The organism is Devosia sp. (genome assembly GCF_041917035.1).
Lineage (GTDB): Bacteria > Pseudomonadota > Alphaproteobacteria > Rhizobiales > Devosiaceae > Devosia_A.
This window is the reverse complement of record NZ_JAYRYM010000126.1, coordinates 1-11,421: the sequence shown is the minus strand read 5'-3', so window position 1 is coordinate 11,421 and position 11,421 is coordinate 1. Positions and strand designations below refer to the sequence as shown.

Below are 11,421 nucleotides of genomic sequence, written 5' to 3'. Positions count from 1 at the left end.
AGTACAAGGGCATCAACGCGGTCGACGCCAATGACGGCTGGAACGGCAACTTCCGCGCCACCGTCGAGCTGGCCGACGGCTCGCAGGTGTTCCAGTATTTCGACCGCGACTCGCTGCAGCCGGTGGCGGCAGGCAGGGGCGGCAATACCCGCGTGCTGAGCCGGCTCGACACCGGCAGCACTGCCGCCCCGGCGAGCACCGACTCGCTGCTCATCGACAACTTCTTCGATTGACGACCGGGCTCCGAGCCGGCGGGTTGCGACCCGCCGGTTCGCTGTCAGCGGCCGCCGAGGCGATAGATCACGCCGGGGGCGTCATCCTCGCGGCTGTCGAACGCCTGCCGGGCCGCGACGACCCGATGCCAGTGGCGCGCCGCGAAGGCCTCGAAGGCTTCGAAGGCCTCGAGCGCCTCGCCACCCAGTTCGGTCAGCCGGTAGTCGACGCGGGGCGGAATGGTGGCATAGCTGGTGCGGCTGACGAAGCCGTCGCGCTCGAGCGCCCTGAGCGTCGAGGTCAGCGCCTTCTGCGAGATCGAGCCGATGCCGCGCTGCAACTCGGAAAACCGCATGGTGTCGCGCCTGAGGTGCAATACCACCGTCAAAGTCCACTTGCTGGTGCGGGTGGTGAGCAGTTCGTCGAGCACGGCGGGGTCGATGGGCTGGCGCGGCATGGGCAACTCCGAACGGCGCCGACCCGGAATATTGAGTCCGGCGCGATTCCCCTCGGGGCGGATATTGTTCAGACGCCGGAGTTTTGAAGAGGCGAGCCGCGGTTTTCAATCGCCGGTTGCCTAAACGTTCCATTAACTTGCCGTAAGGGCCGGGCCCTCAGAGGCGCTGGAAGGCCAGGTAGAAGCTCAGCATGCGCCCCTCGGCGCGGGCCTTTTCCTCGTAGCGGGTCGGCTGCCAGCCGGGAAAGGGCTGGTGCCAGCTGCCCGGGGCGGCGGGAGTGAAGCGGAACTGCGGCGCGCGCAGCACGTGGGCCAGCGTCCAGTTCGCATAATCCTCGATATCGGTGGCGAAGCGGAACAGGGCGCCAGGCCGGAGGACGCGGGCGAGCTCGCCGAGCGTCACCGGCGAGACGAAGCGGCGCTTGTGGTGGCGCGTTTTCGGCCAGGGATCGGGATAGAGCAGGTAGGCGCCGTCGAGCGAGGCGTCGGGCAGTTTGACCAGCAGCTTGAGCGCGTCGTCGGTGTAGAGGCGGACATTGTCGAGGCTCTCCTCGTCGATCCTTTCGACCAGCTTGGCGATGCCTCCCGAGAACACTTCGCAGCCGATGAAGCCGGTTTCGGGGTTCTGCCGCGCCTGCCGGGCGAGGTGCTCGCCGCCCCCATAGCCGATCTCGAGGATGATGTCAGACTTGCCGGGGAACAGCATAGCGGGGTCGAGCGTGCCCTCGGGCAGCGCGATCTGCAGGTGCGGCAGCAATTCCTTGAACAGCCGATCCTGCCCCTTGTGCAGGCGCTTGCCCGAGCGGCGGCCGAAAAACGCCCGTTGCTCGCCGGCGACGTTGAGGGGGTGATGGGGTTTGTCGTTCATGCTCGTCCCCCTATCACGGAGTCACCGCCGCGAAAGCGGGAATTTCCGTTCGTGGCGCCGAAACGGAGATCCCCGCTTTCGCGGGGATGACACCGGGGCGGGGGGGGCGGGGCCGAGCGGTCAGCCCGAGATCCCCGGCGTACGAAGTTCATCAGGCCTTGCGCGAGATCCTCGCTTTTGTGGGGATGACACAGCGCGCCGGTCGGCGATCCTGCTGAGTGTCACCCCGCCTTGACCGCCGCCTTCAGGGCCGGCACGAGGTCGGTCTTTTCCCAGCTGAACGAGCCGTCGCGGCCGGGCTTGCGGCCGAAATGGCCGTAGGCCGAGGTCTTGGCGTAGATCGGCTTGTTGAGGTCGAGCCGGGTGCGGATGCCGCGCGGCGAGAGGTCGAAGACCTTGCCGAGCACGTCCTCGAGCTTGCCCTCGTCCACCTTGCCGGTGCCGTGCAGGTCGACATAGATCGACAGCGGCCTGGCCACGCCGATGGCGTAGCTCAGCTGGATCGTCGCCCGGTCGGCGAGACCGGCGGCGACGACGTTCTTGGCGAGATAGCGCGCCGCATAGGCGGCCGAGCGGTCGACCTTGGTGGGGTCCTTGCCCGAGAAGGCGCCGCCGCCATGCGGGGCCGCGCCGCCATAGGTATCGACGATGATCTTGCGACCGGTGAGGCCGGCGTCGCCATCCGGCCCGCCGACCACGAACTTGCCGGTCGGGTTGACGTGCCAGACGGTCTCGTCGGTGATCCAGCCCTGCGGCAGGGCAGCCCGGACATAGGGCTCGACGATCCGGCGCACATCGTCGGAGTTGAGCGAGGCATCGACATGCTGGGTCGAGACGACGATCTGGGTGACGCCCACCGGCTTGCCGTCCTCGTACTTCACCGTCACCTGGCTCTTGGCGTCCGGGCCGAGCTTGACGGCGGCGCCCTCGCCGGCCTTGCGCGCCTCGGTCAGCGCCTCGAGGATCTTGTGGGCGTAATAGATCGGCGCCGGCAGCAGTTCCGGCGTCTCGCGGGTGGCATAGCCGAACATGATGCCCTGATCGCCGGCGCCGACATCCTTGTTGCCGGTCTCGTCGACCCCCTGCGCGATGTCGGCCGACTGGCCGTGCAGCAGCACGTCGATCTTGCAGGTCTTCCAGTGAAAGCCTGACTGCTCGTAGCCGATCGACTTGATCGCCTTGCGCGCCGTCGACTTGAACTTGGCCGGATTGACCACCGGGTGGCCGGCCGCATCGAGCAGCACCTTGCCGTCCTTGCCGTGCCTGAGCAGCGTCTCGGGCACCCGGACTTCCCCGGCGATCACCACCCGGTTGGTGGTCGCCAGCGTTTCGCAGGCAATGCGGACGCGGGAGGGATCCATCCCCGCCTTCTTCGCCTCGCGGAAGACGAGATCGACGATTTCGTCGCTGATCCGGTCGCAGACCTTGTCGGGATGCCCCTCCGAAACCGATTCCGAGGTGAACTGGTAGGACGACCGCGCCACGGCTAAACCCCCTAAAATGGCCTCAAACTGCTGAAAATCGCAGGGTTGACCGGTTTCTGCCACTCGGGCCTGCCGCGGTCAAGGCGAATATAAAGAAAGCTTTATGTCCTTATGGGTGCCGGGGCGAAGAAATCAGGCCCGCCGCGGCCGCCAGGCTGCCAGCGCGCTGGCGCCGATGCCGGCGAGCACGGCGAGCCAGAACGGCAGATCGCCCAGCCGGTTGAACAGCGTGCCGCCGGAAAGCGGCTCGGAGGGCACGACATCGAGCACGCCGGTCTCGAGCGCGGCGAGCCGGCCGGTGATCCGGCCGAGCGGATCGACCGCGAGCGTCACCCCGGAATTGGCGGCGCGCAGCAGCGGCAGTCCGGTCTCGACGGCCCTCAGCCGCGCGTGGTGGGCGTGCTGCTCGGGGCCGATCGAGCCGTCGAACCAGGCGTCGTTGGTGACGTTGAGGATGAAGCCGGCCCCGGCCGGATCGCCGATATCGCCTGGGAACACGGCCTCGTAGCAGACCAGCGCCAGAAAGGGCGGCAGGCCCGGCGGGCTGACCAGGCGGCGGCCGTCGCCGGGCGCCCAGCCATTGGTGCCGGGCACGAACTGATTGATGCCGAACAGGCGGAAGACGCCCTGGAACGGCAGGTACTCGCCGAACGGCACCAGGTGCGCCTTGTCGTAGCTGGCAACCGTCTCGCCGGCACTGTCGATGACGAGGATCGAGTTGAAGCCGGGATTGTCGGGCAGGGGCAGGCCGTCGTCGCCGATCGGCTCGCGCGGGGCACCGGTGAGCAGCAGCGTGTCGTCGGGCAGCATGCGCGCGATGCGGGCGAGGCCCTCGGGGTAGCTGGAGAGAAAGAACGGGAACACCGATTCGGGCCAGATCAGCGCGGTGACCCCGTCGAGCCCGGGATCGGCCGGGGTCGGCCGGGTCTCGGACAGGCCGACGAGGCGCGAGACGATGGCCTCTGGCTCGCCCTGGCTCCAGTCGGCGTGATCGAGGATCATCGGCTGGACGAGACGGGCCGTGAAGTCGGTGCGCGGGACCAGCGGCGTGGTCTCGAGCCTGACCGCGCCGTAGCCCAGCTGCGCGGCGATCGCCGCCATGGCCAGGAAGAACGGCACGAGGCGGCGGACCAGGCCGCGCTGATCGGCTGGCCAGATCAGGGCCGGGCTCGCCGCGAGCAGGGCGGCGAGGAAGGTGAGGCCGTAGGTACCGACCAGCGAGGCGAGCTGCAGCATCTGGTCATTGGCGGTCAGCGCGTAGCCCAGCAGATCGAACGGGAATCCGGAAAACAGGTGGCCGCGCCCCCACTCGGCCAGGGCCAGCCAGCTCGCCAGCGTCACCACACGCAGCGCCCCGCCGCTCCACATCAGGTGCGCCAGCGCGCTGGCAAGGCCCCAGAACAGGGCCAGCACGCCGGCGAGCGCCAGGATGGCAAACGGCATCAGCAGGAGGAACAGCCCGCCCTGCTGCAGGAAGGCCGCCCCCAGCCAGTGCAGCGCGACGGTGAAGTAGCCGACCCCGAAGGCCAGCCCGATGCCGAAGGCCGGGCCGAACAGCCGCCCCCAGCCGGCGCGGCGCTCCGCCCCATCGAGCGCCCAGACCCAGATCGGCAGAGCGAGGAACAGGGCCGGCAGAAAGAAGAAAGGCGGCACCGAAGCGGCCGCCAGCGCCCCCGCCGCGAGGACGATCGCGAAGCGCCGCCAGCCATGGCTCAGCATCACCGTCTCGGCGAGCCAGGTCATGCGGGAAGGATCGAATCAGGGGACATGCTGCTAGGTTGCGGGGCCAGACCGGCCGGTCAAGCTCGGGGGAGACGCGATGACGGTGAACTGGGACAGGACGACCCCGGCGGAGGCCGGATTCGCCGCCGACCTCGAGCGCAGGTTCGAGGCCGGGATCGAGGCCGGCCTGCTGCGCGATTTTCACGCCGTCGCCATGAGCCGCAACGGCAAGCTGGTGTTCGAGCGCTATTTCGAGGGCCGCGACGAGGCCTGGGGCGACGACCTCGGCCACGTCGTCTTCGGCCCCGACACGCTGCACGACCTGCGCTCGGTGACCAAGAGCGTCACCAGCCTGCTCTACGGCATCGCGCTCGAGGAGGGCCTCGTGCCGCCGCTCGACACCCCGGTGGTCGATGGCTTTGCCGAATACCCCGACCTCGTCGCCGATCCGGAACGCCGCAAGGTGACGATCGGGCACACCTTCAGCATGGCGATGGGCATGGAGTGGGACGAGAACCTGCCCTACACCGACCCGCGCAACTCCGAGATCATGATGGAGCGCGCGCCCGACCGCTACCGCTTCATCCTCGACCGGCCGATCATCGAGCCGCCCGGGCAGCGCTGGATCTACTCGGGCGGGGCGGTGGCCCTGATCGGCGCCCTCATCACCCGCGGCACCGGCCGGAGCCTCGCCGACTTCGCCCGCGAAACGCTGTTCGGGCCGCTCGGCATCGACGAGTTCTTCTGGTGCGCCGGCGCCGACGGCGCCGAGTCGGCCGCCTCCGGCCTCCGCCTCACCACGCGCGGCCTGCTCAGGATCGGCGATGTGCTGGCCAATGGCGGCGCGCATGGCGGCAGGCAGATCGTCCCGAAAACGTGGATCGACGCCTGCCTGACCTCGGCCATCCGGACCGCCTTCGACACCGGCTACTCGCGCCTGTGGTACCTCGAAGTCTCCCGCGCGCCGGCCTTCGAGGGCGCCCGCCCCTGGGCCGGCGGCTTCGGCAATGGCGGCCAGCGGCTGTGGTTCAGCCCCGATACCGGCATCGCCGCCGTGGCCTATCTGGGCCAGTACAATGACTGGTCGAGCTGGATCATGCCGACCCGGTTCTGGACCGAGATGGTGATGCGCAACTTCGAGCGGCTGTAGCGCCGGATCGCCGCGGGCCTGCTGCCGGCGGCTCAAGTTCTCATTTTGTCCCAGCGCCGATTCGACTAAGGTCGGCCGGCCAAACATGGGATCGAAGATGAACGACTACGTCATTGCCCCGCCACCGCAGCCCGCGGTTCCCGTCGCCGGAGGCGGCCGGTTTCCGGTCCGTCGCATCTACTGCGTCGGTCGCAACTACGCAGAACATGCGCGCGAGATGGGGCACGATCCCAACGCCGAGCCGCCCTTCTTCTTTGCCAAGCCCGCCGACGCCATCGTCACCGACGGCGCCGCGGTGCCCTATCCGCCGCAGACGACGAACCTGCATCACGAGATCGAACTGGTGGCGGCGATCGGGGCGGGCGGTCGCGACATCGCGGTGGGCGAGGCCATCGGCCATGTCTGGGGCTATGCCGTCGGCATTGATCTCACCCGGCGCGACCTGCAGGCCTGGGCCAAGAAGGGGGCCAAGCCCTGGGAGATCGCCAAGGGCTTCGATCGCTCGGCCCCGATCGGCACGATGGTGCGCGCCGCGGGCGTGCCGCAGCCGCTGCGCGGCCGGATCGAGCTCAGCGTCAACGGCGAGCCGCGCCAGGGTGCGGATCTGGGCGACATGACCTGGGACCTGCCGCATGTCATCGCCGAACTCAGCCGCTATTTCGAGCTCTGCCCGGGCGACCTGATCTTCACCGGTACGCCGGCCGGGGTCGGCCCGGTGGTTCCGGGCGATCGGCTGCTGGGCAGCATAGCCGGCATCGGCTCGGTCGCGGCGACGATCGCCTGATGGAATGGTCGCCGCAGCAGGATGAGGCGCTGCAGGCCGTCTCGCGCTGGCTCAAGCAGAAGGATGGCCCGCAGGTCTTCCGCCTGTTCGGCTGGGCCGGCACCGGCAAGTCGACGCTGGCGCGGCACCTGGCGCAGGGGGTGAAGTCGGTCAAGTACGCCGCGTTCACCGGCAAGGCGGCGATGGTGATGCGGAAATACGGGGCGCGCGGCGCCTCGACCATCCACAGCCTGATCTACGCGCTGGTCTCGGAAAAGGACGGCGAGCCCAAGTTCGCGCTCGATCCCGAGAGCGAGGCGGCGACCGCCGATCTGATCGTCATCGACGAGGTCTCGATGGTCGACGAACAGCTCGGCCGCGACCTGCTGAGCTTCGGCACCAAGGTGCTGGTGCTGGGCGACCCGTTCCAGCTGCCGCCGGTGCAGGGCGCCGGGTTCTTCACGGCGCAGGAGCCGGACTACATGCTGACCGAGATCCACCGGCAGGCCGCGGACAATCCGATCATCCGGCTGTCGATGGAGATCCGCGAGGGCGGCCACCTCGAACACGGCCGCTATGGCGAAAGCCTGGTGATCGCGCGCGCCGATGTCGATCGCGAGGCGGTGCTCGAGGCCGACCAGGTGCTCGCCGGCCGCAACAAGACGCGCGTCGCCTACAATGACCGCATCCGGGAACTGCGGCAGCTGCCCAGCCACGAGCCGGTGGCCGGCGACCGGCTGGTCTGCCTGAGGAACAATCCGGTCAAGAAGCTGCTCAACGGCCAGATCTGGACGGCGGCGGAGGTCAAGAAGCGCTCCAATGCCCGCTACTCGATGACCCTCGATCCCGACGAGCCGACCGCCGGCAAGTCCAACGTCCAGGCCAAGGTGGTCACCCACGCCGCGTTCTTTTCGGGCGAGGAGGACGCGCTGAGCTGGCCCGAGCGCCGCCAGTACGACGAGTTCACCTTCGGCTACTGCCTGACGGTGCACAAGGCGCAGGGCAGCCAGTGGGACAATGTCTACCTGTTCGACGAAAGCTACGTGTTCCGCGAGGAACGCCAGCGCTGGCTCTATACCGGAGTGACCCGCGCCGCCGACCGCATCACCGTGGTGATGTAGGGGTCGCCTTCTCCCCCGCTCGCGGGCGCCGGCACTACGGACGGGCCGGCCGAGGCGTCTCCGCCGAGGCGGCGAAGCCGGCGAGAAGGCCGTCGGTGCCGGCCGGGCCGATCAGGGTGAGGCTGGAGGGCAGGCCGTCGCCGCGGCGACCGACCGGCACGGAGATGGCGGCGAGATCGAGCAGATTGACGAAATTGGTGTAGGTGCCGAGGTTGGAGTTGAGCGCGATCGGATCGGCCTCGACCTCGGCGACGCCATAGGCGCGCGGCACGGTGGGCACGGCCAGCATGTCGACCTCGTCCCAGATGCGTTCGGCGACGCGCCGCAGATCGGCGAGCCGGTACATGGCCTCGAAGGCGGCGACGGCGGTCAGACCGCGGGCGCCGGAGATGATCCGCAGCGTCACCGGGTGGAAGGCGCCGGGATCGTCCTCGATCAGCGGCTTGGTGGCGGCATAGCGCTCGGCCACCCAGGGGCCTTCGTAGAGGAGGCGGGCGACGGCGTGCAGCGGTTCGTAGTCGATCTCGACCAGGGTGGCGCCGAGGCTTGCGAGCCGCGCCAGGTCGGCGGCATAGGCGGCCTCGGCCTCGGCATCGCCGAAGAAGTGACGCGCCCCCGGCGCCGGCACCCCGATGCGCAGGGCGGCGGGACGCTGGCCCGGCGCCGGCGCGGGCAGCCGGCGCGAATAGGCATCCGCCTGGTCATAGCCGGCTGCGACGGTGGCCACCGCGCTGGCGAGGGCGACGGAGCCGGCAAAGACCGAGATGGTATCGAGCGTGCGACAGGCCGGCACCATGCCGGTGGCCGAGAACAGCCCGAGCGTCGGCTTCAGCCCGACGATGCCGTTCATCCCCGCCGGAATGCGGCCGGAACCGGCGGTATCGGTGCCGAGGGCGAAATCGACGATGCCGGCGCCGACGGCGGTGGCCGAGCCCGAGCTCGAGCCGCCGGGGATGAGGTCGGGGCGCAGCGCGTTGCGCGGTACGCCAAAGGGCGAGCGGACGCCGACGAGGCCGGTGGCGAACTGATCGAGATTGGTCTTGCCGATGACGATGGCGCCGGCCGCCTCGAGCCGGGCGACGACGAAGGCCGAGCGCGCCGGTGCGTACGTGAAGGCCGGGCAGGCGGCGGTGGTGGGCATGCCGGCGACGTCGATATTGTCCTTGACCGCGAAGACGAGGCCGTAGAGCGGCCTGCCCTCGGGCCCGGCGGCCTCGAGGGCCGCGGCGCGCCGGAGCAGGGCGGCTTCGTCGGGCAGGTGGATGAACATCGCCGGATCGTTCCAGGCGCGGAGCGCCGCATAGGCGCGACGGACGGCGGCGACGGGGCTAAGGCGCTCGGACATGGACAACTCACTTCTGCTTCAGAAGCGAGTTGTGCCTATTTGGTGGGCGATGACAAGGGCGATGCATACAAGGCTGGGTTGTCGCGGACTTCTCCAAATGCACGGAGTCATTCCCGCGAAAGCGGGAACCTCTGTTTTCGCGCAGCCGGCACCATCGCAAACGGAGGTCCCCGCTTTCGCGGGGATGACCCGGTGGAGGCGGCAGGCCTCAGGCCGTCCAGCCGCCGTCGATGATGTGCACCTGGCCAGTGGTGTAGGTGGCGCCGGCGAGGTAGACGGCGAGGTCGGCCACCTCCTCGGGGCGGGCGATGCGGCCGATCGGCTGGCGGGCGATGAAGGCCTTGCGCGCCGCCTCGAAATCGCCGGTGGCGTGCCAGCGCTCGTGCAGGGACGGCGAATCGACGGTGCCCGGGGCGATGGCGTTCACCCGGATGCCCTTGGTGGTGTAGTCGGCGGCGATCGACTTGGTGAGGCCGATCACCGCGGCCTTGGAGATGGAATAGGCGGCGCGGTTGGGGACGCCCTTCACCGACGAGGCGACCGTCGCCATGTTGACGATGGCGCCGTCGCCGCGCTCCAGCATCTGCGGCAGCACCGCCCTGATGGCGCGGACCTGGGCCCAGACATTGAGATCGAAGGCGAACTCGAGGTCCTTGTCGGCCATCTCGAGCACCGTGCCGGAATGCACCACGCCGGCGCAGTTGAACAGCACGTCGATGCGGCCGATCTCGGCGACGGCGGCGTTCACCGCCTCGCTCGAAAGCACATTGAGGACGCGGGTGGTGACGCCGGGCGTGCCGTCGAGCTCCTTGAGCTTTGCGGCGTTGATGTCGGTCGCAATGACCTTCGCGCCCGCCTTGACGAAGGCGTGCACCGAGGCGAGGCCGATGCCCTGCGCGGCGGCGGTGATGAGGGTGATCTTGCCGTTGAGGTCGGCCATGGACGTCTCCGTTCTTACTTGATGGCGCGTTCGAGCGCCGTGGTAACCCACTTGTTGAGGCTGACGCCGTCGCGGCGCGCAGCGCTCGAGACGGCCTTGTGCAGGGCCGGTTCGGTACGGACAACGAACTGGCCGGAGAACGGCTTCTCCGGTTCCTCTGCGCGCTCGCGGCAGAAGGCGAGATAGTCCTCGACGGAATCGGCCATGGCCTGCTTGAGCTCGGCGGCGGACGTACCCTGGAAGGTGACCACGTCGCGCAGGTTCAGCACTTCGCCGTGGAACAGCTCGGCTTCCTCGTCGAACTCGACCGCCGCCTCGTAGCCCTTGTAATGCATGTTCATGGCCTCACTCCTGCCTCGCTCAGGAAGCGCCGCACGGACTTCACGGCGCCCTTGTCCGTTTCCTTGTGCGGGTGGGGCCGATGAAAGACTGCCCTGACACCGTTGAGCGCGACGCGAACGCGAGAGCCGTGGCCCTCGCTGACTTCGCCGCCGGCGGCGACAAACAGCGCCTCGACGTCCCGCCAGGCGATGCCAGCCCGCACCGGGTCGGCAAAGATCGCCTCAAGCGTCGTGCGATGTCGGCCCGTCAGCGACATATAGTATCACATTCCGATATCAGCAAGTCAGAGATGTATCGAGTGCGAGCCGTCGACCGTCAGCCGCTCGATGGCGTCGAAATCCCAGGCGATGCCGAGGCCGGGCTTGTGCGAGGGGATGGCCTTGCCGTCGCGGATGGTCATGCCCTCGGTGGTCAATTCGTCGAGCTGCGGGATGTACTCGACCCAGCGCGCGTTGGGGACGGCGGCGCAGAGCGACACATGCAGTTCCATGAGGAAATGCGGGCAGACCGCGATGTTGAAGGCCTCGGCCATGTGCGCCACCTTGAGCCAGGGGGTGATGCCGCCGATGCGGCCGACATCGACCTGGATGATCGAGCAGGCGTGGCGCTCGAGATACTCGCGGAAGTGCATTGCCGAATAGAGGCTCTCGCCGACCGCGATCGGGATCGAGGTGTGGGCGACGAGCCGCGTGTGGCCGGAAATGTCCTCGGCGGTCAGCGGCTCCTCGAACCAGCCGATGTCGAGCGGCTCGTAGGCCCGGGCGCGGCGGATGGCCTCGTCGACGTTGAAGCGCTGGTTGGCATCGGTGAAGATCTCGAAGCCGGGCCCCACCGCCTCGCGCACCGCCGCAATGCGGCGCACGTCCTCGTGGATCGGGCGGCCGACCTTGAGCTTGCAGCCGCCGAAGCCGTCGGACTTCGCCCGCAGCGCGTCTTCGACCAGCGCGGCTTCCTCGAGGTGCAGCCAGCCGCCCTCGGTGGTGTAGAGCGGGATGGCCTCCTGCGCCCCGCCGGCG

Annotated in this window: 13 protein-coding genes; 4 read left to right on the top strand and 9 right to left on the bottom strand. The window is 68.9% G+C overall.

Annotated features, from left to right (window positions below; all coding sequences use genetic code 11):
• On the top strand, positions 1–233 hold a 233-nt coding region (locus ACE3TU_RS13430; RefSeq protein WP_374624975.1), incomplete at its 5' end, for a hypothetical protein.
• Between the two features lie 44 nt (positions 234–277).
• Here the strand turns inward: ACE3TU_RS13430 and ACE3TU_RS13425 are convergent.
• From ACE3TU_RS13425 to lnt, 4 genes are all read right to left on the bottom strand, one after another.
• The gene (locus ACE3TU_RS13425; protein WP_374624973.1) at positions 278–670 is read right to left on the bottom strand and encodes a winged helix-turn-helix transcriptional regulator; all 393 of its coding nucleotides are present in this window, start codon (positions 668–670) and stop codon (positions 278–280) included.
• Positions 671–827: 157 nt separating this feature from the next.
• Positions 828–1,538 (bottom strand): tRNA (guanosine(46)-N7)-methyltransferase TrmB, encoded by a 711-nt coding sequence (trmB, locus tag ACE3TU_RS13420; protein WP_374624971.1) that lies wholly within the window; start codon positions 1,536–1,538, stop codon positions 828–830.
• Positions 1,539–1,759: 221 nt separating this feature from the next.
• Positions 1,760–3,022 (bottom strand): methionine adenosyltransferase, encoded by a 1,263-nt coding sequence (metK, locus tag ACE3TU_RS13415; protein WP_374624969.1) that lies wholly within the window; start codon positions 3,020–3,022, stop codon positions 1,760–1,762.
• 132 nt (positions 3,023–3,154) lie between these two features.
• Positions 3,155–4,765, bottom strand: coding sequence for an apolipoprotein N-acyltransferase (gene lnt / locus ACE3TU_RS13410; RefSeq protein ID WP_374624967.1), 1,611 nt, complete (start codon positions 4,763–4,765; stop codon positions 3,155–3,157).
• A gap of 76 nt (positions 4,766–4,841) precedes the next feature.
• On the opposite strand from lnt, the gene ACE3TU_RS13405 reads away from it, so the two are divergent.
• The 3 genes from ACE3TU_RS13405 (at position 4,842) to ACE3TU_RS13395 (ending at position 7,778) form a co-directional block, all read left to right on the top strand.
• A complete protein-coding gene (locus tag ACE3TU_RS13405; protein ID WP_374624965.1) occupies positions 4,842–5,894 on the top strand; it encodes a serine hydrolase domain-containing protein in 1,053 nt (350 codons plus the stop codon).
• A gap of 97 nt (positions 5,895–5,991) precedes the next feature.
• The gene (locus ACE3TU_RS13400) at positions 5,992–6,678 is read left to right on the top strand and encodes a fumarylacetoacetate hydrolase family protein (protein ID WP_374624963.1); all 687 of its coding nucleotides are present in this window, start codon (positions 5,992–5,994) and stop codon (positions 6,676–6,678) included.
• A complete protein-coding gene (locus ACE3TU_RS13395) occupies positions 6,678–7,778 on the top strand; it encodes an ATP-dependent RecD-like DNA helicase (protein ID WP_374624961.1) in 1,101 nt (366 codons plus the stop codon). Before ACE3TU_RS13400 ends, ACE3TU_RS13395 begins: the two co-directional genes overlap by 1 nt.
• 34 nt (positions 7,779–7,812) lie before the next feature.
• Here the strand turns inward: ACE3TU_RS13395 and atzF are convergent, their stop codons facing one another.
• The 5 genes from atzF to ACE3TU_RS13370 all read right to left on the bottom strand — a co-directional run.
• Entirely contained in the window at positions 7,813–9,123 is a 1,311-nt protein-coding gene (gene atzF / locus ACE3TU_RS13390; protein ID WP_374624959.1) for an allophanate hydrolase, read from the bottom strand.
• Between the two features lie 208 nt (positions 9,124–9,331).
• A complete protein-coding gene (locus tag ACE3TU_RS13385) occupies positions 9,332–10,063 on the bottom strand; it encodes an SDR family oxidoreductase (RefSeq protein WP_374624957.1) in 732 nt (243 codons plus the stop codon).
• A gap of 14 nt (positions 10,064–10,077) precedes the next feature.
• Positions 10,078–10,404, bottom strand: coding sequence for a type II toxin-antitoxin system HicB family antitoxin (locus ACE3TU_RS13380; protein WP_374624955.1), 327 nt, complete (start codon positions 10,402–10,404; stop codon positions 10,078–10,080).
• A complete protein-coding gene (locus tag ACE3TU_RS13375; RefSeq protein WP_374624953.1) occupies positions 10,401–10,661 on the bottom strand; it encodes a type II toxin-antitoxin system HicA family toxin in 261 nt (86 codons plus the stop codon). Before ACE3TU_RS13375 ends, ACE3TU_RS13380 begins: the two co-directional genes overlap by 4 nt.
• A gap of 27 nt (positions 10,662–10,688) precedes the next feature.
• A partial coding sequence (locus tag ACE3TU_RS13370) for a mandelate racemase/muconate lactonizing enzyme family protein (RefSeq protein WP_374624951.1) occupies positions 10,689–11,421 on the bottom strand: 733 nt, incomplete at its 5' end.

Bases quoted from the DNA above. Each gene is read 5' to 3' on its own strand.
- ACE3TU_RS13425 (WP_374624973.1), bottom strand. From the start codon at position 670: ATGCCGCGCCAGCCCATCGACCCCGCCGTGCTCGACGAACTGCTCACC.
- ACE3TU_RS13405 (WP_374624965.1), top strand. From the start codon at position 4,842: ATGACGGTGAACTGGGACAGGACGACCCCGGCGGAGGCCGGATTCGCC.
- ACE3TU_RS13385 (WP_374624957.1), bottom strand. From the start codon at position 10,063: ATGGCCGACCTCAACGGCAAGATCACCCTCATCACCGCCGCCGCGCAG.
- trmB (WP_374624971.1), bottom strand. From the start codon at position 1,538: ATGAACGACAAACCCCATCACCCCCTCAACGTCGCCGGCGAGCAACGG.
- ACE3TU_RS13380 (WP_374624955.1), bottom strand. From the start codon at position 10,404: ATGAACATGCATTACAAGGGCTACGAGGCGGCGGTCGAGTTCGACGAG.
- ACE3TU_RS13375 (WP_374624953.1), bottom strand. From the start codon at position 10,661: ATGTCGCTGACGGGCCGACATCGCACGACGCTTGAGGCGATCTTTGCC.
- ACE3TU_RS13395 (WP_374624961.1), top strand. From the start codon at position 6,678: ATGGAATGGTCGCCGCAGCAGGATGAGGCGCTGCAGGCCGTCTCGCGC.
- lnt (WP_374624967.1), bottom strand. From the start codon at position 4,765: ATGACCTGGCTCGCCGAGACGGTGATGCTGAGCCATGGCTGGCGGCGC.
- ACE3TU_RS13400 (WP_374624963.1), top strand. From the start codon at position 5,992: ATGAACGACTACGTCATTGCCCCGCCACCGCAGCCCGCGGTTCCCGTC.
- atzF (WP_374624959.1), bottom strand. From the start codon at position 9,123: ATGTCCGAGCGCCTTAGCCCCGTCGCCGCCGTCCGTCGCGCCTATGCG.